This is a genomic window from Kitasatospora sp. NPDC036993 (assembly GCF_055607525.1).
This window is the reverse complement of the sequence record NZ_JBVJRP010000003.1, coordinates 584722-608817: the sequence shown is the minus strand read 5'-3', so window position 1 is coordinate 608817 and position 24096 is coordinate 584722. Positions and strand designations below refer to the sequence as shown.

Genomic DNA, 24096 nt, shown 5'->3' with positions numbered 1-24096 from the left:
CCCGCGCCCGGAGCCGGGCGGTTCCGTTCACTACCAGTCGGGAAACCGCCGGGCAACGCCAGGAAGCGAATCCAGTCGATCTTCCGCACTGGTTGGGCTTTCAAATGTTCGCAAGGTTAAAGTTGTTTCCATGCATGCCTGGCCCGCCTCCGAGGTTCCCGCCCTGCCTGGTCAGGGGCTCCCCCTCCGCATCCACGACACCGCAGCGGGAACGGTCCGCGAGGTGGTGCCGCAGGACGGCACCGCCCGGATCTACGTCTGCGGCATCACCCCCTACGACGCGACCCACATGGGCCACGCCGCCACCTACAACGCGTTCGACCTGGTGCAGCGCGTCTGGAAGGACGCCGGCCACGACGTCCTGTACATCCAGAACGTGACCGACGTCGACGACCCGCTGCTCGCCCGCGCGGTCGAGACCGGTCAGGACTGGACCGCCCTCGCCGAGCGCGAGACGGCCCTGTTCCGCGAGGACATGACCGCGCTGCGGATGCTTCCGCCGGCCCACTACATCGGCGCCGTCGAGTCGATCCCGTGGATCGTCCCGATCGTCCAGAAGCTCCTGGCCGCGGGCGCCGCCTACCAGGTGGACGGCGACATCTACTTCTCGGTCGACGCCGACCCGCACTTCGGCGAGGTCTCCGGCCTCACCGCCGAGGCCATGCGCCCGGTCTTCGCCGAGCGCGGCGGCGACCCGGACCGCCCGGGCAAGCGCAACCCGCTGGACGCCCTGCTCTGGCTGGCCGCCCGCCCGGGCGAGCCCGCCTGGGACACCGAGCTCGGCCACGGCCGGCCCGGCTGGCACATCGAGTGCGTCGCCATCGCCCTCCAGTACCTCGGGATGTCCTTCGACATCCAGGGCGGCGGCAGCGACCTCTCCTTCCCGCACCACGAGATGGGCGCCGCGCACGCCCAGGTCGCCACCGGCACCCACCCGTACGCCAAGGCGTACGTGCACGCCGGCATGGTCGGCCTGGACGGCCACAAGATGTCCAAGTCCCGCGGCAACCTGGTCTTCGTCTCGGCGCTGCGCCGCGAGGGCGTCGACCCGGCGGCGATCCGCCTGGCGCTGCTCGCGCACCACTACCGCGCGGACTGGGAGTGGACCAAGAGCACCCTGGACGATGCCGTCGAGCGCCTCGCCCGCTGGCGCGCCGCGGTCTCCCGTCCGGACGGCCCGGCCGGCGAGCAGCTGCTCACCGAGGTCAGGGCCGCGCTCGCGAACGACCTGGACGCGCCCGCCGCGCTGGCCGCGGTCGACCGCTGGGCGGCCCGGCAGGAGGCCGAGGGCGGCACCGACATCGGCGCGCCCGGTCTGGTGACCCGCACCGTGGACGCCCTGCTCGGCGTCGCGCTGTAGGCCAGGGGCCCCGCACCACACGCCGAAGGGGCGTCAGGACACCTGGTCCTGACGCCCCTTCGGCGGTTCCGGCGCCCGTGGGCGCGGGCTACTCGTCCTCGGCGCCGTCCTGGCTCTCCCTGGCGGTGCCCGGCGTCTCCGGATCGGCCGGCCGCTCCGCGGTGGCGTGCCCGGCCACCGGCTTCTCGCCGGTCGGCCCGACGTTCTCCCGGCGGCGCAGGTAGCGCTCGAACTCGCGGGCGATGGCGTCCCCGGAGGCCTCCGGCAGCTCCGCGGTGTCCTGCGCCTCCTCCAACTGCTGGACGTACTCGGCCACCTCGCTGTCCTCGGCGGCCAGCTGGTCCACGCCGAGCTGCCAGGCCCTGGCGTCCTCGCCCAGCTCGCCCGGCGGGATGCGCAGGTCGAGCAGGTCCTCCAGCTTGTTGACCAGGGCCAGCGTGGCCTTGGGGTTCGGCGGCTGGGAGACGTAGTGCGGCACGGCCGCCCAGAGCGTCACGGCCGGCACTCCGGCGTGGGTGCAGGCCTCCTGGAGCACCCCGACGATGCCGGTGGGGCCCTCGTAGCGGCTCTCCTCCAGGTCCAGCCGGCGGGCCAGCTCGGGATCGGAGGTGACCCCGCTGACCGGCACCGGGCGGCTGTGCGGGGTGTCCCCGAGCAGCGCGCCCAGGATCACCACCAGCTCGACGCCCAGCTCGTGCGCGAAGCCCAGCAGCTCGTTGCAGAACGAGCGCCAGCGCATGCTCGGCTCGATGCCGCGGACCAGCACGATGTCCCTGGTCGTCGGCTCCGTGACCCGGACCACCGAGAGCCGGGTGGTCGGCCAGGTGATCCGGCGGACGCCGCCGTCCAGCCAGATCGTGGGCCGGTTGACCTGGAAGTCGTAGTAGTCCTCCGCGTCCAGGGCGGCGAACACCTTGCCGCTCCAGGTCTCGTCCAGATGCGCCAGAGCCGCGGAGGCGGCGTCGCCCGCGTCGTTCCAGCCCTCGAACGCGCAGACCATCACCGGGTCGATCAACTCGGGAACATCTTCCAGCTCGATCACCCAGCGTCTCCCTCCGGTCGGCGGTCGGACCTGCGCCGCCCCGGCTGGCCTGCCGGGGCGCCGACGGGCCGGCTGCCGACTGTCGAACCTCTCGTCTCCCATGGAACGCCTCGCTCCATGGTCCCTACCTGCCCAGCCTACGGGCTTTGATGCGCACCGCGGCCGGGCACCGGGACAGTCTGGGGGAGCGGACCGCCCCGATCCAGCGGATATCGGGAGCCCGGGACTGACGGTCCGTCAGGTAATCGACGAAGGCGGAGAGTATGCGGATCGTGCCACGGCGTGACGGTCGCCCCGTCGTGGCACGGTCCCGCCGGTCCGCCGGCGGCGCCGCTACTCCGGGGCCACCCAGCCGCTGCGGTACGCGGCCCAGTGCTCGGGCAGCGAGGCGAAGTCCACGTACAGCGCGACGCCGAAGTTCGCCCGCCGCCGGTCCTCCCGGCCCAGGCCCAGCCGGACGCCCCGGACGGCCGCCCGGACGGTCTCGGCGTCGCCCCAGTGGCCCCACTTGTCGTCCCAGAAGAACGGCAGGCCCATCAGCAGGTCCACGTCCGCCGGGGTGGCCCGCAGCGCCAGCTCGGTCTGCCGGGCGACGTAGCCGCCGTACAGCGGCTCGGTGGGCATCGAGGTGTCGTAGCTCATCACCGCGATCTGGTCGACCCGGCGGGCGGTCTCGGTGAAGTACGCCGCGTCCCACCACTTGCCGTGGCCGGTGAGCAGGATGCCGGCCGTGTGCAGGCCGGGGACCGGGTCGATCTGGGGGGCCGCCACCGACAGCTCGGCGCCGCGCGCCGCGGTGACCGGGCGGACCTGGTCGAGCAGGGCCAGCCAGCCGGCCGAACCGGGGCGGATCGGCTCCATGTCGAAGTGCACGCCGTCGAAGCCGAGGTCCAGCACCTGGCGGGCGGAGGCGGTGACCCGGTCCCGGGTGGGGCCGTCCTCCAGGTCCAGGCCGTCCTTCTCCGGCCTGACCTCGTCCCCCAGCCAGCTCTGCAGGCGCACCCCGGGCAGGGCCCGGTGCACGGTGTCGGTGAACCAGCGGCCCCTGGGGTGCACGGCGGGCGGCAGCGAGCCGTCGTGCTCCAGCGGTCCGGTGTGCACGTACAGGTCCCTGATGCCGGTTCCGGCCAGTTGCCGGACCAGTGCGGCCACGTCCGCCTCGGTCCTGCGGCCGTCCACCCAGGCGTGGCCGAGCCAGAGCGCGTCCCGGCCCCTGGTACGGGCCTCGGCGGCGGGCTCGCCGGTGTAGTGCAGCCGGAACACCACGAACACCGAGCCCAGCGCGGTGGCCGGCACGGCCGCCACCAGGGCCAGGACCAGCAGGGCCCGGCGCCACCGGGACCAGGCCCGCCAGCGGTCGCGCAGCGCTCGGAACGGGGCCCCCAGGGCCCGACCGGCACGCCGCGCGGAGGTCCGGAATCCGGCCACGCGCTTGCTCCCCCCTTGCGGTCGAGCGCTCAGGATACGGAATGGAACGGCGGGCCGAGCCGTGGGCCGGATACTCTGGCCACGTGCGTGCCCGAGCAAGCGGGTCGCAAAGCCGACAGCCGTCGCACCAGGGAGAAGCCCCATGGCCATTGCCGCCACCCCGTCCATCACTCAGCAGAGCCGCGCGAACGCGCTGCGCGAAGCGCTGGCCACCCGGGTGGTGGTCGCCGACGGTGCCATGGGCACCATGCTCCAGGCGCAGGATCCGACGCTGGAGGACTTCCAGAACCTCGAAGGCTGCAACGAGGTCCTCAACGTCACCCGCCCCGACATCGTCCGGTCCGTCCACGAGGCCTACTTCGGTGTGGGCGTGGACTGCGTGGAGACCAACACCTTCGGCGCCAACTTCAGCGCGCTGGGTGAGTACGAGATCGCGGGCCGGATCTTCGAGCTGTCCGAGTCCGGCGCCAGGATCGCCCGCGAGGTGGCCGACGCCCACGCCGCCGCCGACGGCCGCACCCGCTGGGTGCTCGGCTCGATCGGCCCCGGCACCAAGCTGCCGACGCTCGGCCACGCCCCGTACGAGACGCTGCGCGACGGGTTCAAGGAGAACGCGGCCGGTCTGATCGCCGGCGGCGCCGACGCGCTGCTGGTCGAGACCAGCCAGGACCTGCTCCAGACCAAGGCCGCCATCCTGGGCTCCAAGCGGGCGCTGGCCGAGGCCGGCCTCGACCTGCCGGTGCTGGTGCAGGTGACGGTGGAGACCACCGGCACCATGCTGCTCGGTTCCGAGATCGGCGCCGCGCTCACCGCGCTGGAGCCGCTGGGCGTGGACTACATCGGCCTCAACTGCGCCACCGGCCCGGCCGAGATGAGCGAGCACCTGCGCTACCTGGCGAAGAACGCCAGGATCGGCCTGTCCTGCATGCCGAACGCGGGCCTGCCGGTGCTCGGCAAGGACGGCGCCCACTACCCGCTCTCCCCGGCCGAACTGGCCGACGCCCACGACGTGTTCACCCGCGAGTACGGCCTCTCGCTGGTCGGCGGCTGCTGCGGCACCACCCCCGAGCACCTGCGCCAGGTGGTCGAGCGGGTCCAGGGCCGCCCGGTCACCCCGCGCGACCCGCAGCCCGAGTCCTCGGCGGCCTCGCTGTACCAGGCGGTGCCGTTCCGCCAGGACACCTCGTACCTGGCGATCGGCGAGCGCACCAACGCCAACGGCTCGAAGAAGTTCCGCGAGTCGATGCTGGCCGGCGACTGGCAGGCCTGCGTGGAGATCGCCCGCGACCAGATCAGGGACGGCTCCCACCTGCTGGACCTCTGCGTGGACTACGTCGGCCGCGACGGCGTCGCCGACATGAAGGAGATCGCGGGCCGGCTGGCCACCGCCTCCACCCTGCCGATCGTGCTGGACTCCACCGAGCCGGACGTGCTGCGGGCCGGCCTGGAGGCGCTCGGCGGCCGCGCGGTGCTCAACTCGGTCAACTACGAGGACGGCAACGCCCCGGACTCGCGGTTCGGGAGGATCGCCTCGCTGGCGCGCGAGCACGGCGCCGGCCTGATCGCGCTGACCATCGACGAGGAGGGCCAGGCCCGCACCGCCCGGCACAAGGTCGAGATCGCCGAGCGGCTGATCGCCGAACTCACCGCCGACTACGGCGTCGACGAGGGCTCGATCCTGGTCGACTGCCTCACCTTCACCCTGGCCACCGGCCAGGAGGAGTCCCGCAAGGACGGCGTCGAGACCATCGAGGCGATCCGCGAGCTCAAGCGCCGCCACCCGAAGGTGCAGACCACCCTGGGCCTGTCCAACATCTCCTTCGGCCTCAACCCGGCCGCCCGGGTGGTGCTCAACTCGGTCTTCCTGCACGAGTGCGTGGAGGCCGGTCTGGACTCGGCGATCGTGCACGCCTCCAAGATCCTGCCGATCTCCCGCATCCCCGAGGAGCAGCGCGAGACGGCGCTCGACCTGGTCTACGACCGCCGCCGGGACGGCTACGACCCGCTGCAGCGCCTGCTGGAGCTGTTCGCCAACGTCTCCGCCGCCTCGGTCAGGGCCTCCAAGGCCGAGGAACTGGCCGCGCTCCCGCTGGACGAGCGGCTCCAGCGCCGGATCATCGACGGCGAGCGCAAGGGCCTGGAGGCGGACCTGGACGAGGCGCTGGCCGGGCGCCCGGCGCTGGAGATCATCAACGAGACCCTGCTGGCCGGCATGAAGGTGGTCGGCGAGCTCTTCGGCTCCGGTCAGATGCAGCTCCCGTTCGTGCTCCAGTCCGCCGAGGTGATGAAGACCGCGGTGGCCCACCTGGAGCCGTTCATGGAGAAGTCCGACAGCGAGGGCAAGGGCACCATCGTGCTGGCCACCGTCAAGGGCGACGTCCACGACATCGGCAAGAACCTGGTCGACATCATCCTGTCCAACAACGGCTACAACGTGGTCAACCTGGGCATCAAGCAGCCGGTCGCGGCGATCCTGGACGCGGCGCAGGAGCACAACGCGGACGTGATCGGGATGTCGGGCCTGCTGGTGAAGTCCACGGTGATCATGAAGGAGAACCTCCAGGAGCTGAACCAGCGCAAGCTGGCCGCGAGCTACCCGGTGATCCTCGGCGGTGCCGCGCTCACCCGGGCCTACGTCGAGCAGGACCTGCACGAGATCTACGAGGGCGAGGTCCGCTACGCCAGGGACGCCTTCGAGGGCCTGCGGCTGATGGACGCGCTGATCGCGGTCAAGCGCGGCGTGCCCGGCGCGGCCCTGCCGGAGCTCAAGCAGCGCCGGCACGCCAGGGTCGAGGTGGAGGAGCCGGAGCCCGAGGTGAACCTCGGCCAGATCCGCTCCGACGTCACCGTCGAGAACACCGTGCCCTCCCCGCCGTTCTGGGGCGACCGGATCGTCAAGGGCATCCCGTTCGCTGACTACGCCTCCTGGCTGGACGAGGACGCGCTGTTCAAGGGGCAGTGGGGGCTGAAGGCCTCCAGGGCCGGCGACGGCCCCTCGTACGAGGAGCTGGTGGAGACCGAGGGCCGGCCGCGGCTGCGCGCCTGGCTGGACCGGCTCCAGACCGAGGGCTGGCTGGAGGCGGCCGTGGTCTACGGCTACTACCCGGCCAACTCCAAGGGCGACGACCTGATCGTCTTCCACGAGGACGGCACCGAGCGGACCCGCTTCACCTTCCCGCGCCAGCGGCGCGGGCGGCGGCTCTGCCTGGCCGACTTCTTCCGCCCGGAGGAGTCCGGGGTGCGGGACGTCGTGGGCCTCCAGGTGGTCACCATGGGCAACCGGATCTCGGAGGCGGCCAACGAGCTGTTCGCCGGGAACTCCTACCGCGACTACCTGGAGCTGCACGGCCTCTCGGTGCAGCTGGCCGAGGCGCTGGCCGAGTTCTGGCACGCGCGGGTCCGCTTCGAGCTCGGCTTCTCCGGCGAGGACCCGCAGGACGTCAGGGACATGTTCGCGCTCAAGTACCGCGGCGCCCGCTTCTCGCTCGGCTACGGGGCCTGCCCCGAGCTGGAGGACCGGGCCAAGATCGCCGAGCTGCTGAAGCCGGAGCGGATCGGCGTGGTGCTCTCCGAGGAGTTCCAGCTCCACCCGGAGCAGTCGACGGACGCGATCGTGATCCACCACCCGGAGGCGAAGTACTTCAACGCCCGGTAACCCCCGGTTCGCCCCGCGTCCGCTCCTTCCGGACGGAGCGGGCGTATCCTGGATGATCCCGAACGGGCCGGTCCGCTCACCAGCGGGCCGGCCCGCGCCCTTCCCCGGAACGCCCCGGGCCTGCCGGAAGGACCCCACCATGACGACCAGTTCCACCGCCACGCGCCTCCTCGACCACGGGGACGACCGCGGGCTCCAGGCGGTGCTGCTGGACATGGACGGGACCCTGGTGGACACGGAGGACTTCTGGTGGCAGGCCGAGGCCTCGCTCTTCGCCGAGCTGGGCCACGAGCTGGACGAGGCGGACCGCGCCCACGTGGTCGGCGGCCCGATGACCAGGGTGATGGACTACCTGGTCGCCAGGACGGGCGTGGACATCGCGCCGGCCGAGCTCGGCGTGCTGGTCAACCAGCGCTTCGTCGACCTGCTGGCCGGCGGCGTGCCGCTCATGCCGGGTGCCGAACGGCTGCTCAACACCCTTGCCGCGCACGGCGTCCCGGCCGCCCTGGTGTCCGCCTCGCACCGGCACGTGATCGACATCGTGCTGCGCTCGCTGGGCGCCCACCACTTCGCCTTCACCATCGGAGGGGACGAGGTGCCGCGCACCAAGCCGTTCCCCGACCCGTACCTGGAGGCGGCCCGGCGGCTGGGCGCGGAGCCGTCCCGCTGCGTGGTGGTCGAGGACACCCCGACCGGGGTGCAGGCGGGCGAGGCGGCCGGCTGCCCGGTCGTCGCGGTGCCCTCGGTGGCGGCGATCGAGCCGGCTCCCGGGCGGCTGGTGCTGCCCTCGCTGGAGCGGGTCGACCTCGACCTGTTGCGTTCGCTGGTCGCTTCCCGAGTGTGATAGTCATCTCATTGCGACCCGGACCTACCCGCCGGTACGCGATCTGACGGGGCTCCGGACCGGAGTCGCCGGGGGAGAAAACGGGCATTGGCTGACAACTCGTCGGGTGCGCCGCGATGCCCTGAACCACCGTGTCCCAAACGTCATCTGCACGGGTATCGGTCGTGCGTGTTCGATATGGCACGCTACTCCAGATTCGTGCCACCCAGAAGGACGCGCCTCGTGAAGACTTCAGCTGAACGCCTGGCAGCACTCGGATGCGCCGGCCTGGTCGCCGTTTCGGTGGCGGGCTGCGGATCGGTGACCGACGTGGTCAAGGGGGACGGCGGCAAGTCGATCACCATGGGCACCAGTCAGCTGACCGGTGTCCTGGACCCGGCCGCCGCCTACGACTCCGGTTCCTGGCTGCTGCTGCGCAACACCTTCCAGTCGCTGCTCACCTTCCAGGCGGCCGCCAGTGCGCCGTCCCCGGACGCCGCGCAGTCCTGTGAGTTCACCGGTGGCGAGGCCACCGAGTACCACTGCGTCCTGAAGCCCGGTCTGAAGTTCTCCAACGGGCACCCGATGACCGCCCAGGACGTGGTCTTCTCGATCGAGCGCACCAAGAAGATCAACGACCCGAACGGTCCGGCCGAGCTGCTCGACTCGATCAAGTCCGTCGAGGCCAAGGGCGACAACGAGGTTCTGTTCCACCTCTCCACGCCCGACGCCACCCTGCCGGCCAAGCTGGCGAGCCCGGCCGGCGCCATCGTGGACCACCAGGCCTACCCCGCCGACAAGGTCGTCCCCAACGACAAGCTGATCGGCTCCGGCCCGTACCGCATCGACTCGGTCGAGAACATGAGCGGCGGCAAGCAGCTGGGCAAGGTCGTGCTGTCGGCCAACGACAAGTACGGCGGCGAGGCCAAGCGGCGCAACGGCAAGTTCACCGTGCGGTACTTCGACAAGCCGGACGACCTGAAGACGGCGCTGGACAAGGGCGAGGTCGACCTCACCGACAACAGCCTGGAGCCGAACACCGCCGCGCAGGTCCGCTCCGACCAGCAGGGCGGCAAGACCGACCTCCAGGTGACCGAGGGCGACAGCAACGACACCCGTTCGCTGGTCTTCAACACCAAGGACCAGCTGATGAGCAACGTCGCCGTCCGGCAGGCCGCGGCCCAGCTGATGGACCGCAAGGCGCTCGCCCGCGACGTCTTCGCCCGCACCGTCCAGGCGCTCTACTCGCTGGTCCCGGCCGGCCTCCCCGGCCACACCACGGCCTTCTTCGACCGCTACGGCGACCAGGACGTGGCCAAGGCCAAGAAGATACTCACCGACGCCAAGGTCCAGACCCCGGTCAAGTTCACCCTGACCTGGTCCCGTTCGCGGGCCGGCAGCAACGAGGCCGAGACCCTGAAGAAGCAGCTGGAGACCGGCGGCCTCTTCCAGGTGACGCTGGCCCAGGAGCCGGACTGGGACTCGTACCGCAAGGGCTGGACCGAGAGCAAGTACCAGGCGTACATCATCGGCTGGTTCGCCGACTACCCGGACCCGGACAACTACCTCGCCCCGCTGCTGGTCAACGGCGGTGCCTACCACCACGGTTGGGACGACCAGCGGATCAGCGGGAAGCTGGTGCCGGACGGCCTCAAGCAGACCGACCGCAGCGCCGCGGCCGGCACCTACGCGCAGATCCAGCAGATCGAGGCCGAGTCCGTGCCGCTGATCCCGCTGTACCAGAACAAGTCCTTCTTCGCGTCCCGCTCGTACGTCACCGGCGTCGAGTCCACCGTCGACACCACCGGCTACTTCCGCTTCTGGGAGATCGGCCGGACCAACAAGTAGCGCCCGCAGGACGGTGGCCCGCCCGCATCCCCCACCGGTACGGGGGATGCGGGCGGGCCACCGTGACGTTTCCGCGCGCCCCGGGGGGCCGCGGCGGGCCTCAGAGGGCGCCCGGGCGCACCAGCCCGCTCTCGTAGGCGTACACCGCCGCCTGCACCCGGTCGCGCAGCTGGAGCTTCGTCAGCACGTGGCCCACGTGGGTCTTCACGGTGGTCTCGCTGACGAACAGCTCGGCCGCGATCTCCGCGTTCGACAGCCCGCGCGCCACCAGCTTCAGCACCTCCAGCTCACGCTCCGTCAGCGCGCTCAGCGCCTGCGGCGGCGCCTCGTCGCCCGAGGGCAGCTTGGTGGCGTACATGTCCAGCAGCCGGCGGGTGATGCTCGGCGCCAGCATCGCCGCGCCGTCCGCGACCACCCGGATCGCCTGCACCAGCTCCTCGGCCGGGACGTCCTTCAGCAGGAAGCCGCTGGCGCCCGCGCGCAGCGCCTCCACCACGTACTCGTCCAGGTCGAAGGTGGTCAGCACCAGCACCTTGGCCGGGCCGTCCCGGCCGGGGCCGGCGATCCGGCGGGTCGCCTCGACGCCGTCCATCCTGGGCATCCGGATGTCCATCAGCACCACGTCGGGCTGGAGCGCCCGCACCTGGTCCAGCGCCTGCTGGCCGTCGCCGGCCTCGCCGACCACCACGAGGTCGGACTCGGCCTCCAGAATCATCCGGAAACCGGTGCGAAGCAGCGGCTGGTCGTCGACCAGCAGCACTCGGATCGTCACCTAGGACTCCTTGTTCATCGGATCCCCCGTGGGATCGCTTTCATCCGACGTACGAGCCACCGGCAGCGGGTACGGCGGCGGGGTGCCGCCGAACTCCGGGCAGCTGGCCTGGTGGTCACACCAGTCGCAGAGGCGGTTGCGGGTGGCCGGGAAGTCCCCGGTGGCCACCGCCTGGCCGATCCGCTCCCACAGCGCCTGGAGCTTGCGCTCCACCGCGAGCAGGTCAGCCTGGTCCGGGTCGTACGAGACCACGTCCCCGCCACCGCCGAGGTAGACCAGTTGGAGGCGCCTGGGGATCACGCCCTTCCAGCGCCACACCACCAGGGCGTAGAACTTCATCTGGAACATCGCCTTGCCCTCGAAGTCCCGCGAGGGCGCCCGGCCGGTCTTGTAGTCCACCAGCCGGACCTCACCGGTCGGGGCGACGTCCACCCGGTCGATGTAGCCGCGCAGCAGCAGCCCGGACTCCAGGGCCGTCTCCACGTAGAGCTCCCGCTCCGCCGGGTGCAGCCGGGTCGGGTCCTCCAGCCGGAACCACTGGCCGACCAGCTTCTCGGCGTCCGCCAGCCAGCGGGTGAGCGCGGCGCCGTCCGGGTCGTCGGGGAACAGCCCGCCCAGTTCGGGGCGCTCGCCCAGCAGCCGCTCCCACTGCGGGCGCAGCAGGCCCAGCGCCCGCTCCGGCGTCCGGTCGGCCGCCGGGCTGTCGAACAGCCGCTCCAGCACCGCGTGCACCAGGGTGCCCCTGGTCGCCGCCGCGCTCGGCGGCTCCGGCAGCCGGTCGATCACCCGCAGCCGGTACAGCAGGGGACAGGTGAGGAAGTCCCCCGCGCGGGACGGGGAGAGCCCGGTCGGAGGTGCCGCCGGACGCCCGGCGGCACTGCTGGTCTCGGTGTGCTGCATGGCCACGAGCCTATTGCCCTTTGCTGTCATCCCGCTGCCACGGTGCTGCCGCAGCGGCGGAGGAGTGGGTATGAAGCCAGAAGGAGGGGCCCGCAGCGCCCGCGGCCCGCGATCACGTAGCGTGGGCGCACCGGGGCACGACGGGGGAGACGACCGAAGGGATCACGGTGAGCGACAGCAGGGGGCAGCGACCCTCCGAACGGCCACCGCACGACGACGGCCGGCGCCCGGCCGGGCCGCCGCCCGAGCCCGGCGGCGGCATCCTGATGGGCCGGCCCTTCGGCGTGCCCGTCTACGTGACCCCCTCCTGGTTCCTCATCGCCGCGCTGATCACCTGGGTGTTCGGGGGGCAGCTGGGCGACGTGCTGCCCGACCTCGGCGGCGCCCGCTACCTGGTCGCGTTCTTCTTCGCGGTCGCCTTCTACGCCTCCGTCCTGGTGCACGAGCTGGCCCACACCCTGGTCGCCCTGCGCTACGACCTCGGGGTGCGGCGGATCCAGCTCCAGTTCTTCGGCGGCGTCTCGGAGATCGAGAACGAGGCCCAGAGCCCCTGGCGGGAGTTCTGGCTGGCCTTCGTCGGCCCGTTGCTGTCGCTGCTGCTCGGCGGCGTGTTCTACCTCGCGGTGCGGGCGGTGGAGCTGTCCACCGTGCCCGGGGTGCTGCTCACCGGCCTGATGGTCTCCAACCTGGTGGTCGCCGCCTTCAACCTGCTGCCCGGCCTGCCGCTGGACGGCGGCCGGATGCTGCGCGCGGTCGTCTGGGCGATCAGCGGCAAGCCGATGACCGGCACGGTGGCCGCCGCCTGGGTCGGCCGCGGGCTGGCCGTCGCGGTGCTGTTCGGCCTGCCGCTGGCGAGCGCCGCCCGCGGGGTCGAGCGGACCACCACCGACACCCTGGTGGACGCGGTGCTGGCCGCGGTGCTCGCCGCGATCATCTGGAACGGCGCCACCGGCAGCCTGCGCAACGCCCGGCTCAAGGAGGTGCTGCCCGGCCTGCGGCTGCGCGAGCTGGCCCGGCGGGCCGTCGAGGTCACCGCCGACACCCCGCTCGGCGAGGCGCTGCGCCGCGCCCGTGAGGCCGAGGCCGGCGCGGTGATCGTGGTGGACGGCCGGGGCGAGCCGATCGCCCTGGTGCGCGAGTCCGCGGTCCGGGCGGTGCCCGAGCACCGCCGCCCCTGGGTGGCCGTGGGCCCGCTCGCCCGCGACCTCGAACCCGGGATACGGCTGGACGCCGACCTCGGCGGCGAGGACCTGCTGAGGGCCGTCCAGGCCACTCCGGCGGGGGAGTACCTGGTGGTGGAGCCGGACGGCCGGGTGTTCGGCGTCGCCGCGCTCAGCGACATCGAGCAGCGGCTGACCGCCGCCGTCACCGGCCGCTGATCACCCGCGTCCCGCGAGCCGGTCCGCTTCCCTTAGGATTGGGCACATGTCCGAACCGACCGGTGCCGCCCGCCGACGCGGGCCCTTCCAGGTCGGGGACCAGGTCCAGCTGACCGACCCCAAGGGTCGCCACTACACGTTCACGCTCCAGGCCGGGAACCAGTTCCACACCCACAAGGGTGCGTTCCCGCATGACGAGCTGATCGGCGCTCCCGAGGGCACGGTCGTGCGTACGACGGGGAACGTCCCGTACCTCGCGCTGCGTCCCCTGCTCCCCGACTACGTCCTGTCCATGCCGCGCGGCGCCGCCGTGATCTACCCCAAGGACGCGGGGCAGATCCTGGCGATGGCCGACATCTTCGCCGGCGCCCGCGTCGTCGAGGCCGGTGTCGGCTCGGGCGCGCTCAGCACGTACCTGCTGCGCGCCGTCGGCGAGCAGGGCTCGCTGGCCTCCTACGAGCGCCGGCAGGACTTCGCCGACATCGCCAAGGGGAACGTCGAGCGCTACTTCGGCGGTCCGCACCCGGCGTGGAAGCTCACCGTCGGCGACCTCCAGGACAACCTGGTCGAGACCGACGTCGACCGCGTCATCCTCGACATGCTCGCCCCCTGGGAGTGCCTGGACGTCGCCTCCAAGGCGCTCGTCCCCGGCGGCCTCATCTGCTGCTACGTGGCCACCACCACGCAGATGTCGAAGACCGTCGAGGCGCTGCGCGACCACGGCACCTTCACCGAGCCGCAGGCCTGGGAGACCATGGTCCGCACCTGGCACCTGGAGGGCCTGGCGGTCCGCCCGGACCACCGGATGATCGGCCACACCGGCTTCCTGCTCACCGCCCGCCGCCTGGCGGACGGTGTCGAGCCGCCGCTGCGCCGCCGCCGCCCGGCCAAGGGCGCGTACGGCGAGGACTACGACAACGGGTCGGCCGAGCCCACCCTCCAGGAGCGCGCCGCCGCTCGCAAGGCCGCCCTCGGCGCGGAGACGGAGCAGCCCGACCTGGGCTGATCCCACAGACGGTCAAGGGGTGGTACGGGCTCTGCGCCCGTACCACCCCTTTCGCGTTCCGCCGGCCACGGTGTGGGACGATGCTCGCTCACGCAGACCAGCTCCTGGAGCTCTGGAGGGGACGCCTGGTGGAGACCGCGGTCGGGACGACGGCGACGGCTGGACAGCAGACACCGCGGGGCCGTACCGGGCCCGGGCACGCGCGAACCGCCCCCTGGCACTGGGCCGTCGCCCTGGCCGGCTGCGGCGCGGTGGTGGGCGCCGCGCTCGCGGCCTCGCCGGCGACCGGCAGCCCGGTGCCCGTGCACGGCAGCACCGCCGGGCCCCTCGCCGCCGGCGCGGCCCCCGACCCGGCCCTGGCCCAACTTCCGCTGGACTGCGGCCCGTTCCCGGTCAAGACGGCGCTCAGAGTGCCCGCGAAGCTCGGCGACGGGCGCCCCGGCACGGTGGTCGCCGCGCACTGCGCCGCCGAGACCGGCACCCCGCCGGACGCGGTCTTCCTGCTCGGCTTCGGCAGGGGCGGGAGCCCCGAGGTGGTCGCCACCCTGCTGCCCGAGCGCGAGAACCTCACCGTGAGCCGCATCACGGTGCGCTCGGACGGCGCCATCACCGGCCACGCGCAGGGGTATTCGAGCGAGGACGTGCCGCGCTTCAAGCCCGACATCTCACTCGACCTCACCTGGACGCACAGGGGCGGCGGCTGGGAACGCTCCCAGACCGCCGCCCCGGTCTCCGCCGTGTGACGACCGCCACCCGTCCGGACGCGGACTACTCCGCGTCCGGGCCGTAGACCTCGACCCGGTCGGCGACCCGGCGCACGTGAATGCAGTCGCCGGGGCACTCCTTCGCCGAGTCCACCACGTCCTGAAGGATCGTCAGCGGCACCGGGGCACTGTCCCCGGGCTGCTGGCGCAGCTCGTCGTCCGGGCCCTTCACGTAGGCCAGCCCGTCGATGTCGAGCTCGAAGACCTCGGGCGCGTACTGCACGCAGATGCCGTCGCCGGTGCACAGATCCTGGTCGATCCACACCTCCAGCGCCTCGGCCGCTGCCGCCGTCTGCTCGGTCACCGACATGGTCCCCTGCCGTTTCTGTCCCGGGTCGCCCCTATTCCTGGAGCAATCCCGCCATTCGTACAACGATCGGACCTCTACTTGTGGTCGCGATCGGATATCACTTCGCTCGACGATACATCTGGCCCGCTTTGGGTGGTGCGCGGTGGGTATCCCCTTAGCAGAGGGGAAGCACGCTGGGGCGAAGATCGGACACGCCCGTTCCATCTTTCTTGATCTAGGGGTTTACGGACCCCTGGTCCCAGGTAGGGTCTGGAAGCGTCCAGCTCCCCGGAGGAGGTGAGGACCGTGGCAGCCCACGATGACGACTACACCCGCAGCACCGGCAGGCCCGCTCGTGGTTCCGACGAGGCCGCTCAGGTCTCGTACCTTGAGCAGGAAATCGCAGTGCTGCGCCGCAAGCTCGCCGACTCGCCGCGCAATTCGAGGATCCTCGAAGAGCGGATCGTCGAGCTCCAGACCAACCTGGCGGGCGTGACCGCCCAGAACGACCGGCTCGCCTCCACCCTGCGTGAGGCCCGCGACCAGATCGTGGCCCTCAAGGAGGAAGTGGACCGGCTGGCACAGCCCCCGGCCGGTTTCGGCACCTTCCTCGACGCGAACGAGGACGGCACCGCCGACATCTTCACCGGCGGGCGCAAGCTCCGCGTGAACGTCAGCCCCGACGTCGCCCTCGACGAGGTGCGGCGCGGCCAGGAAGTGATGCTCAACGAGGCCCTCAACATCGTGGACGCGATGGCCTTCGAGAACATCGGTGAGATCGTCACCCTCAAGGAGCTCCTGGAGGACGGCGAACGCGCCCTCGTCCTCGGGCACACCGACGAGGAGCGCGTGGTGCGGCTCGCCGAGCCGCTGCGCGGGCTGACCATCAGGCCCGGGGACGCCCTGCTGCTGGAGCCCCGCTCCGGCTACGTGTTCGAGGTCGTGCCGAAGTCCGAGGTCGAGGAACTGGTCCTCGAGGAGGTCCCGGACATCGACTACCGCCAGATCGGCGGCCTGAGCAACCAGATCGAGCTGATCCGCGACGCGGTCGAGCTGCCGTACCTGCACGCCGACCTCTTCAAGGAGTACGAGCTGCGTCCGCCCAAGGGCGTGCTGCTCTACGGCCCGCCCGGCTGCGGCAAGACGCTGATCGCCAAGGCGGTCGCCAACTCGCTGGCCAAGAAGGTCGCCGAGGTCACCGGCCGCCCCCAGGGCAAGAGCTACTTCCTCAACATCAAGGGCCCCGAGCTGCTCAACAAGTACGTGGGCGAGACCGAGCGGCAGATCCGCCTGGTCTTCCAGCGGGCCCGGGAGAAGGCGAGCGAGGGCACGCCCGTCATCGTCTTCTTCGACGAGATGGAGTCGCTGTTCCGCACCCGCGGTTCCGGCGTCAGCTCGGACGTGGAGAACACCATCGTCCCGCAGCTGCTCGCCGAGATCGACGGCGTGGAGGGCCTGGAGAACGTCATCGTCATCGGCGCCTCGAACCGCGAGGACATGATCGACCCGGCGATCCTGCGGCCCGGCCGGCTGGACGTCAAGATCAAGATCGAGCGCCCGGACGCCGAGGCCGCGAAGGACATCTTCTCCAAGTACCTCAAGGACTCGCTGCCGTTCCACCCGGACGACCTCAAGGAGCACGACGGCTCCGTCGACACCACGGTGGCCGCGATGATCCAGTCGGTGGTGGAGCGGATGTACTCCGAGACCGAGGAGAACCGCTTCCTGGAGGTCACCTACGCCAACGGTGACAAGGAGGTCCTGTACTTCAAGGACTTCAACTCCGGCGCGATGATCCAGAACATCGTCGACCGCGCGAAGAAGATGGCCATCAAGGACTTCCTCGACCACGGCCAGCGCGGTCTGCGCGTCTCCCACCTGCTCGCCGCCTGCGTGGACGAGTTCAAGGAGAACGAGGACCTCCCGAACACCACCAACCCGGACGACTGGGCCCGCATCTCCGGCAAGAAGGGCGAGCGGATCGTCTTCATCCGCACGCTGGTCACCGGCAAGCAGGGCGCCGAGTCCGGCCGCTCGATCGACACTGTCGCCAACACGGGGCAGTACCTGTAAGCACGCGGTCGACCGGGCCGGCAGCGGCCCCGGAGCCGTACGCACACCGTCCGGCTGTGGCGCCTCGCGGCCCCGCAGCCGGACGGCGCGTCTCCGGGCCCGCCGGTCGGCGCCCGGTCCTAGGCTCGACCCACCGTCCGCGGGCAGAGGAGTCCGGCGTCGGTGTTGTTCGGCGGTACGTCAGAGTGCTCCGCCCGTCGGGGGCGGCGCACCGGGCAAGGAGGGCCGCATGACCGTACGGCGCGTGATGGGCATCGAGACCGAGTACGGGATCTCCGTGCCCGGGCACCCCAACGCCAACGCCATGCTCACCTCGTCCCAGATCGTCAACGCGTACGCGGCGGCGATGCACCGGGCGCGGCGGGCCCGCTGGGACTTCGAGGAGGAGAACCCGCTGCGCGACGCACGGGGGTTCGACCTGGCCCGCGAGGTCGCGGACGCCAGCCAGCTGACCGACGAGGACATCGGCCTCGCCAACGTCATCCTCACCAACGGGGCCCGGTTCTACGTGGACCACGCGCACCCCGAGTACAGCTCGCCCGAGGTGACCAACCCGCGCGACGCCGTGCTCTGGGACAAGGCCGGCGAGCGGATCATGGCGGCGGCCGCGCAACGCGCGCTGGAACTGCCCAACGGGCAGAACATCCACCTGTACAAGAACAACACCGACAACAAGGGCGCCTCCTACGGCACCCACGAGAACTACCTGATGAAGCGGGCGACACCGTTCGCCGACATCGTCCGCCACCTGACCCCGTTCTTCGTCTCCCGCCAGGTGGTCACCGGCGCCGGCCGGGTCGGCATCGGCCAGGACGGCTCGGCGCACGGCTTCCAGATCAGCCAGCGGGCGGACTACTTCGAGGTCGAGGTGGGCCTGGAGACCACCCTCAAGCGCCCGATCATCAACACCAGGGACGAGCCGCACGCCGACGCCGAGAAGTACCGCCGGCTGCACGTGATCATCGGGGACGCCAACCTCTCCGAGATCTCCACCTACCTCAAGCTGGGCACCACCTCCCTGGTCCTGGCGATGATCGAGGACTCCTTCATCGCCGCCGACCTGGCCGTCGACCAGCCGGTGCGCACCCTGCACCGGGTCTCCCACGACCCGACGCTCAAGCACCTGATCACCCTGCGCAACGGGCGCAGGCTCACCGCCGTCCAGCTCCAGCTGGAGTACTTCGAACTGGCCCGCAAGTACGTCGAGGACCGCTTCGGCACCGACGCGGACGAGCAGACGGTGGACGTGCTGGCGCGCTGGGAGGACGTCCTGGGCCGGCTGGAGCGCGACCCGATGTCCCTGTCCAAACAGCTGGACTGGGTCGCCAAGCGGGAGATCCTGGAGGGCTACCGCAGCCGGGACGCCCTGGAGTGGGCCAATCCGCGGCTGCACCTGGTCGACCTCCAGTACAGCGACGTACGGCCCGAGAAGGGCCTCTACAACCGCCTGGTGGCCCGCGGGCGGTTCGAGCGGCTGCTCGCCGAGGACGAGGTCGAGCGGGCCGTCTCCAAGCCCCCCGAGGACACCAGGGCGTACTTCCGCGGGCGCTGCCTGGAGCAGTACGCGGAACACGTCGCGGCGGCCTCCTGGGACTCGGTGATCTTCGACCTGCCCGGCCGGGACTCGTTGCAGCGGGTGCCCACGCTGGAACCGCTGCGCGGCACCCGCAACCACGTCAAGGAGCTGCTGGACCGCTGCCGCACGGCGGAGGACCTGCTCCGGGTGCTGTCCGGCGGGTAACTTTTCGATCACCATGGGTGAACGTCCGCCGAATGGGAATCATCCGGGGTGGCAGCGGGCGTTGGACAGTAAGCGCCACCGGCAAACCGGGAGCGGCAGTCGCACCCTGTGTATAGGGTCGGTGCAGCAGCAGCGACCGAACCGTGCCAGACGAATCGAGCGGGGTGAGGGAAATGGCGAGCAAGGACACCGGCGGCGGCCAGCAGCGGGCAAACCGTTCCTCCGAGGAGGTCGAGGAGCAGGCCGCGGAAAGCCAGAATTCCGACGACCTCAAGGAGCGCCAGGAAAAGCTGAGCGACGACGTCGACGCGGTACTGGACGAAATCGACGAGGTCCTCGAATCCAATGCCGAGGATTTCGTCCGTGGATTCGTCCAGAAGGGCGGGCAATAGCCCGGCCCGGCCATTCGGGAAATCACGGTCGCGACCGTCGGAGGCGGCCGGACGGGGAACACCGTCCGGCCGTCCGGCACCGGCCCCTCCACCCGTGGACGGTGATCGTCGGGCGGGTAGGGTGCGGGCAGCGCGCGCTTCAAGCTACCTGGAAGGAATCGTGTGGAAGCCAACACTCGTGGCACCGGGCGTCTACCGGCTGCCTTCCTGACCCCGGGGTCCTCCTCGTTCCTCGACTTCCTCGCCGAGCACCGGCCGGAGCTGGTCCCCGGCGGCCGCCGCGGACTCCCCGAGGGCGCCGTGGTCGAGGCCCCGCACGGGACCACGATCGTGGCCGCGGTCTTCGACGGCGGCGTGGTGATCGCGGGTGACCGCCGGGCGACGATGGGCAACGTGATCGCCCAGCGCGACATGGAGAAGGTCTTCCCGGCCGACGAGTACAGCGCGGTCGGCATCGCCGGCACCGCCGGCCTCGCGATCGAGATGGTCCGGCTGTTCCAGCTGGAGCTGGAGCACTACGAGAAGATCGAGGGCACCACGCTCTCGCTGGAGGGCAAGGCCAACCGGCTCACCACCATGATCCGGGGCAACCTGGGCATGGCGATGCAGGGCCTCGCGGTGGTGCCGTTGTTCGCCGGCTACGACGTGGAGCTCGGCCGTGGCCGGATCTTCAACTACGACGTCACCGGCGGGCGTTCCGAGGAGCGCAGCTTCACCGCGACCGGCTCGGGCTCGGTCTTCGCCCGCGGCTCGATGAAGAAGCTCTACCGCGAGGAGCTGACGGCCGACCAGGCCGCCACCATGGTCGTCCAGGCGCTCTACGACGCGGCGGACGACGACTCCGCCACCGGTGGCCCCGACCTCGCCCGCAAGATCTTCCCGATCGTCTCGCTGATCACCGAGGACGGCTTCCGCCGGCTCACCGAGGCGGAGGTCACGGAGATCGTCGTCGCCATCACCGACGAGCGCCTGACCCGGCCCAACGGCCCGCAGGCCCCGCTGATCTAGTCACCTCACAGGAAAGGGACGACCGCCGGTGTCGACACCGTTCTACGTCTCGCCCCAGCAGGCCATGGCGGACCGCGCGGAGTACGCCCGCAAGGGCATCGCCCGCGGCCGCAGCGTGGTCGTGCTCACCTACGCCGACGGCATCGTCTTCGTCGCGGAGAATACCTCCAGGGCGCTCCACAAGGTCTCCGAGATCTACGACAAGATCGCCTTCGCGGCGGTCGGTCGCTACAACGAGTTCGAGAACCTGCGCATCGGCGGCGTCCGCTACGCCGACCTGCGCGGCTACTCCTACGACCGGGCCGACGTCACGGCCCGGGGCCTCGCCAACGTGTACGCCCAGACCCTGGGCACCATCTTCTCCTCGGTCGGCGAGAAGCCGTACGAGGTCGAGCTGATCGTGGCCGAGGTCGGCCGCACCAGCGACCAGGACCAGATCTACCGGCTCACGCCGGACGGCTCGGTCGTCGACGAGAAGAACTACGTGGTGGTCGGCGGCAACGCCGACTCGATCGGCAACTACCTGGGCCAGAGCCACCGCGCCGGCCTGAGCCTCACCGAGGCGGTGAAGGTCGCGGTCGACTCGCTCGCCCGCGACCCCAACGGCGGCAGCCCGCGCAGCCTCACTCCGGAACAGCTGGAGGTAGCGGTCCTCGACCGCCAGCGGTTCCAGCAGCGCAAGTTCAAGCGGATCCTGGGCAACCAGCTGGGCCGGCTGCTCGACGGTGACCAGTCCGCCGAGGCGGACGACGAGGAGAACCCGGCGGACGGCACGCCGGTGTAGCAAGTGCCTGCGGAGTCCCGTGCGGCGGCCCTGCCGCCGCCGTGCGGGACTCCGGTGCCCCTGCGGCGGCCCAGTCGTCGTGGAGGCGGTTTCGGACAGCTCCGACAGAGAATGGAGTGCTCATGGACCGCCGGATTTTCGGGCTGGAGAACGAGTACGGCGTGACCTGTACGTTCCGCGGGCAGCGACGGCTGTCACCGGACGAGGTGGCGCGGTACCTGTTCCGCCGGGTCGTCTCCTGGGGCCGCAGCAGCAACGTCTTCCTGCGCAACGGCGCCCGCCTGTACCTCGACGTCGGCTCCCACCCCGAGTACGCAACCCCCGAGTGCGACGACGTCGTCGAGCTGGTGACGCACGACAAGGCGGGCGAGCGCATCCTCGAAGGACTCCTGGTGGACGCCGAGCGGCGGCTGCACGAGGAGGGCATCGCGGGGGACGTCTACCTCTTCAAGAACAACACCGACTCGGCCGGGAACTCCTACGGCTGCCACGAGAACTACTGCGTGGCCCGGCACGGCGAGTTCTCCCGGCTGGCCGACGTGCTGATCCCGTTCCTGGTCACCCGGCAGCTGATCTGCGGCGCGGGCAAGGTGCTCCAGACCCCGCGCGGCGCGGTGTTCTGCGTCAGCCAGCGGGCCGAGCACATCTGGGAGGGCGTCAGCTCGGCCACCACCCGCTCGCGCCCGATCATCAACACCAGGGACGAGCCGCACGCGGACGCCGAACGCTACCGCCGGCTGCACGTGATCGTCGGCGACTCCAACATGTCGGAGACCACCACGCTGCTCAAGGTCGGCTCCACCGACCTGGTGCTGCGGCTGATCGAGGCCGGCGTGGTGATGCGCGACCTCACCCTGGAGAACCCGATCCGGGCGATCCGCGAGGTCAGCCACGACCTCACCGGCACCCACCAGGTGCGGCTGGCCAACGGCCGCGAGGCCAGCGCGCTGGACATCCAGGAGGAGTACTACACCAAGGCCCTGGAGTTCGCGGACCGCAAGGGCATCAACACCGGCACCGTCGCCCGGGTGCTCGACCTCTGGGGCCGCACCCTGGAGGCCGTGCGGTCCGAGCGGCTGGACGGGGTGGCCACCGAGATCGACTGGATCATGAAGTACAAGCTCATCGAGCGCTACCGCGAGAAGCACCAGATGAGCATGTCCAACCCGCGGGTGGCCCAGATCGACCTCGCGTACCACGACATCCACCGCCGCCGCGGCCTGTTCTACCTGCTCCAGGGCAAGAACCAGGCGCAGCGGGTGACCACCGACCTCAAGACCTTCGAGGCCAAGTCGATCCCGCCGCAGACCACCAGGGCGCGGCTGCGCGGGGACTTCATCCGCCGGGCGCAGGAGCAGCGCCGGGACTTCACGGTGGACTGGGTGCACCTGAAGCTGAACGACCAGGCGCAGCGCACGGTGCTGTGCAAGGACCCGTTCCGTTCGGTGGACGAGCGGGTGGAGAAGCTGATCGCGGGGATGTGACCGCGCGGCGGCGCGAGCGAGCCGTGTGAACGCGTGGTGTGACCGAGTCCGTGATCACGACGCCATGATCAAGACCCTGGAGCCGGCCCCGGTGGTGTCTACCGGGGCCGGACGCGTGCCGGGCATACGCTGTCCGTCGAGTCAGGAGAGACGACTTCGACCGACAGTTAGGACCACCGTGCGCCGCACCGCCGGTTTGCTTCTCACCCTGCCGCTGCTGCTCGCGGTCGCCTGCGGCAGCTCGCCCAAGGCAGCCGGCCCGGCGACACCGTCCTCGGCGAGTGCCGCCCCGACGGTGCCGGCGCCGGTCGCCGAGGCGTCGCCGATGCCCACTCTTTCGGGTGGCGGGTTCGGGAGCAAGGCCACCATCACCATTCCCGAGGGCCAGCAGCCCAGCGGCCAGTTCGTGGTGAACACGGTCAGCGAGGGCGAGCGCGCGACCGTCGGCAAGGGCGACTGGGTGACGGTCAACTACACCGCCAAGGACTGGACCACCGGCAAGGACCTGCCCAGCTCGTACGACGCCAACGGCAAGCCGCAGCTGTACCAGGCCGGCAGCGGGCAGCTGGTGCCGGCGCTGGACCAGAGCGTGATCGGCAAGAAGGTGGGCAACCGGCTGCTGGTGGTGGCCCCGCCGGCGGCGGCCTTCGGCGAGCAGGGCTCCGGCCAGCTGGGCGTCAACAAGGGCGACACCGTGGTGTTCGTGCTGGACATCATGGAGAGCCTGCCGCCGGACTCCACGCTGACCGGGAACATGACCGAGCCGGCCGCGACGATGCCGCAGGTCAAGGACAACGGCAAGGCGGCCGCGACGATCACGATCCCGGCCGGGCAGGCCGCGCCCACCGACCTCCAGCAGGCGGTGCTGATCAAGGGCGAGGGCAAGCAGGTCAAGAGCGGACAGACCCTGGTGGTGCAGTACACCGGGGTGCTGTGGGCCGACGGCCAGCAGTTCGACGCCTCCTGGACGCACGGAGGCGCGCAGGCGGTGCAGATCGGCACCGGCAGCGTGATCGAGGGCTGGGACAAGGGGCTGGTCGGGCAGAACGTCGGCAGCCGGGTCCTGCTGGTGGTGCCGCCCGCGCTCGGTTACCAGGACAAGGCGCAGGGCTCGGTGCCGGCGAACTCGACCCTGGTCTTCGTGATCGACATCCTGGAAGCGGTCTAGGAAGATCTCAGGGGGATTCCGTACGCTTGGGCGGACGCTCGTACAACGTAGCGTCCGCCCTCATCCTGAGCTGTCATACTGCCCACGCACTGTGGCAGGCGCCGCCCGGTGCCGAAGGTCCTGGGCGGGCGGTGCGACCGCAGCCGGCGTGCCCACGCCGGGCGCAGACCTGGAAGACCT

19 protein-coding genes and 1 pseudogene are annotated in these 24096 nt (G+C 71.1%); 15 read left to right on the top strand and 5 right to left on the bottom strand.

The features are described 5' to 3' along the window. Window positions 1–130: 130 nt before the first annotated feature. On the top strand, window positions 131–1360 hold the full coding sequence (mshC, locus tag ACZ7C5_RS09000; RefSeq protein ID WP_188299073.1) for a cysteine--1-D-myo-inosityl 2-amino-2-deoxy-alpha-D-glucopyranoside ligase: 1230 nt from the start codon (window positions 131–133) through the stop codon (window positions 1358–1360). Between the two features lie 88 nt (window positions 1361–1448). Here the strand turns inward: mshC and ACZ7C5_RS08995 are convergent, their stop codons facing one another. Both ACZ7C5_RS08995 and ACZ7C5_RS08990 read right to left on the bottom strand, forming a co-directional pair. Then, a complete protein-coding gene (locus tag ACZ7C5_RS08995) occupies window positions 1449–2402 on the bottom strand; it encodes a PAC2 family protein (protein WP_188299074.1) in 954 nt (317 codons plus the stop codon). Window positions 2403–2735: 333 nt separating this feature from the next. Continuing rightward, window positions 2736–3830 (bottom strand): hypothetical protein, encoded by a 1095-nt coding sequence (locus ACZ7C5_RS08990; RefSeq protein WP_401087684.1) that lies wholly within the window; start codon window positions 3828–3830, stop codon window positions 2736–2738. Between the two features lie 142 nt (window positions 3831–3972). Here ACZ7C5_RS08990 and metH point away from each other — a divergent pair, with 142 nt between their 5' ends. The 3 genes from metH (at window position 3973) to ACZ7C5_RS08975 (ending at window position 10156) form a co-directional block, all read left to right on the top strand. After that, window positions 3973–7485 (top strand): methionine synthase, encoded by a 3513-nt coding sequence (gene metH / locus ACZ7C5_RS08985; protein WP_401087682.1) that lies wholly within the window; start codon window positions 3973–3975, stop codon window positions 7483–7485. Window positions 7486–7624: 139 nt separating this feature from the next. Then, window positions 7625–8329 (top strand): HAD family hydrolase, encoded by a 705-nt coding sequence (locus tag ACZ7C5_RS08980; protein ID WP_188299076.1) that lies wholly within the window; start codon window positions 7625–7627, stop codon window positions 8327–8329. A 222-nt stretch (window positions 8330–8551) separates the two neighbouring features. After that, window positions 8552–10156: an ABC transporter substrate-binding protein gene (locus ACZ7C5_RS08975; protein WP_401087679.1), complete on the top strand. Its 1605-nt coding sequence runs from the start codon at window positions 8552–8554 to the stop codon at window positions 10154–10156. Window positions 10157–10256: 100 nt separating this feature from the next. Here ACZ7C5_RS08975 and ACZ7C5_RS08970 read toward each other — a convergent pair whose 3' ends face one another. Then, complete coding sequence (locus ACZ7C5_RS08970; protein WP_188299078.1) at window positions 10257–10928, bottom strand: response regulator; 672 nt, start codon at window positions 10926–10928, stop codon at window positions 10257–10259. Further along, complete coding sequence (locus ACZ7C5_RS08965) at window positions 10929–11828, bottom strand: RecB family exonuclease (RefSeq protein WP_401087678.1); 900 nt, start codon at window positions 11826–11828, stop codon at window positions 10929–10931. It lies immediately after the preceding gene. 161 nt (window positions 11829–11989) lie between these two features. On the opposite strand from ACZ7C5_RS08965, the gene ACZ7C5_RS08960 reads away from it, so the two are divergent. From ACZ7C5_RS08960 to ACZ7C5_RS08950, 3 genes are all read left to right on the top strand, one after another. After that, a complete protein-coding gene (locus ACZ7C5_RS08960) occupies window positions 11990–13207 on the top strand; it encodes a site-2 protease family protein (RefSeq protein WP_401087762.1) in 1218 nt (405 codons plus the stop codon). 46 nt (window positions 13208–13253) lie between these two features. Then, window positions 13254–14213, top strand: coding sequence for a tRNA (adenine-N1)-methyltransferase (locus tag ACZ7C5_RS08955; RefSeq protein WP_470322306.1), 960 nt, complete (start codon window positions 13254–13256; stop codon window positions 14211–14213). An 80-nt stretch (window positions 14214–14293) separates the two neighbouring features. Then, window positions 14294–14956: a hypothetical protein gene (locus ACZ7C5_RS08950; RefSeq protein WP_401087674.1), complete on the top strand. Its 663-nt coding sequence runs from the start codon at window positions 14294–14296 to the stop codon at window positions 14954–14956. Between the two features lie 25 nt (window positions 14957–14981). Here the strand turns inward: ACZ7C5_RS08950 and ACZ7C5_RS08945 are convergent, their stop codons facing one another. Beyond that, window positions 14982–15287 carry a ferredoxin gene (locus tag ACZ7C5_RS08945; protein ID WP_401087672.1) on the bottom strand — a complete coding sequence of 102 codons (306 nt, stop codon included), beginning with the start codon at window positions 15285–15287 and terminating at the stop codon, window positions 14982–14984. A gap of 285 nt (window positions 15288–15572) precedes the next feature. On the opposite strand from ACZ7C5_RS08945, the gene arc reads away from it, so the two are divergent. The 8 genes and pseudogenes from arc (at window position 15573) to ACZ7C5_RS08905 (ending at window position 23916) form a co-directional block, all read left to right on the top strand. After that, entirely contained in the window at window positions 15573–17339 is a 1767-nt protein-coding gene (arc, locus tag ACZ7C5_RS08940; RefSeq protein WP_188299083.1) for a proteasome ATPase, read from the top strand. A gap of 229 nt (window positions 17340–17568) precedes the next feature. Then, on the top strand, window positions 17569–19080 hold the full coding sequence (gene dop, locus ACZ7C5_RS08935; protein ID WP_401087669.1) for a depupylase/deamidase Dop: 1512 nt from the start codon (window positions 17569–17571) through the stop codon (window positions 19078–19080). A 173-nt stretch (window positions 19081–19253) separates the two neighbouring features. Further along, entirely contained in the window at window positions 19254–19472 is a 219-nt protein-coding gene (locus tag ACZ7C5_RS08930; RefSeq protein ID WP_188299085.1) for a ubiquitin-like protein Pup, read from the top strand. Between the two features lie 133 nt (window positions 19473–19605). Beyond that, window positions 19606–19683 (top strand): annotated as a pseudogene (locus tag ACZ7C5_RS08925) (endonuclease VII domain-containing protein); the annotation flags it as partial. Next, entirely contained in the window at window positions 19680–20480 is an 801-nt protein-coding gene (gene prcB / locus ACZ7C5_RS08920; protein ID WP_401087760.1) for a proteasome subunit beta, read from the top strand. The pseudogene ACZ7C5_RS08925 and the gene prcB, both read left to right, overlap by 4 nt. 28 nt (window positions 20481–20508) lie before the next feature. Continuing rightward, window positions 20509–21264 carry a proteasome subunit alpha gene (gene prcA / locus ACZ7C5_RS08915; RefSeq protein ID WP_188299087.1) on the top strand — a complete coding sequence of 252 codons (756 nt, stop codon included), beginning with the start codon at window positions 20509–20511 and terminating at the stop codon, window positions 21262–21264. Between the two features lie 122 nt (window positions 21265–21386). Next, window positions 21387–22748: a Pup--protein ligase gene (gene pafA, locus ACZ7C5_RS08910; protein ID WP_188299088.1), complete on the top strand. Its 1362-nt coding sequence runs from the start codon at window positions 21387–21389 to the stop codon at window positions 22746–22748. Between the two features lie 178 nt (window positions 22749–22926). Continuing rightward, the gene (locus tag ACZ7C5_RS08905) at window positions 22927–23916 is read left to right on the top strand and encodes an FKBP-type peptidyl-prolyl cis-trans isomerase (protein WP_470322305.1); all 990 of its coding nucleotides are present in this window, start codon (window positions 22927–22929) and stop codon (window positions 23914–23916) included. Window positions 23917–24096: the final 180 nt, after the last annotated feature.

Bases quoted from the DNA above. Each gene is read 5' to 3' on its own strand.
- mshC (WP_188299073.1), top strand. From the start codon at position 131: ATGCATGCCTGGCCCGCCTCCGAGGTTCCCGCCCTGCCTGGTCAGGGG.
- metH (WP_401087682.1), top strand. From the start codon at position 3,973: ATGGCCATTGCCGCCACCCCGTCCATCACTCAGCAGAGCCGCGCGAAC.
- ACZ7C5_RS08980 (WP_188299076.1), top strand. From the start codon at position 7,625: ATGACGACCAGTTCCACCGCCACGCGCCTCCTCGACCACGGGGACGAC.
- ACZ7C5_RS08965 (WP_401087678.1), bottom strand. From the start codon at position 11,828: ATGCAGCACACCGAGACCAGCAGTGCCGCCGGGCGTCCGGCGGCACCT.
- ACZ7C5_RS08955 (WP_470322306.1), top strand. From the start codon at position 13,254: ATGTCCGAACCGACCGGTGCCGCCCGCCGACGCGGGCCCTTCCAGGTC.
- ACZ7C5_RS08950 (WP_401087674.1), top strand. From the start codon at position 14,294: ATGCTCGCTCACGCAGACCAGCTCCTGGAGCTCTGGAGGGGACGCCTG.
- ACZ7C5_RS08945 (WP_401087672.1), bottom strand. From the start codon at position 15,287: ATGTCGGTGACCGAGCAGACGGCGGCAGCGGCCGAGGCGCTGGAGGTG.
- dop (WP_401087669.1), top strand. From the start codon at position 17,569: ATGACCGTACGGCGCGTGATGGGCATCGAGACCGAGTACGGGATCTCC.
- ACZ7C5_RS08930 (WP_188299085.1), top strand. From the start codon at position 19,254: ATGGCGAGCAAGGACACCGGCGGCGGCCAGCAGCGGGCAAACCGTTCC.
- pafA (WP_188299088.1), top strand. From the start codon at position 21,387: ATGGACCGCCGGATTTTCGGGCTGGAGAACGAGTACGGCGTGACCTGT.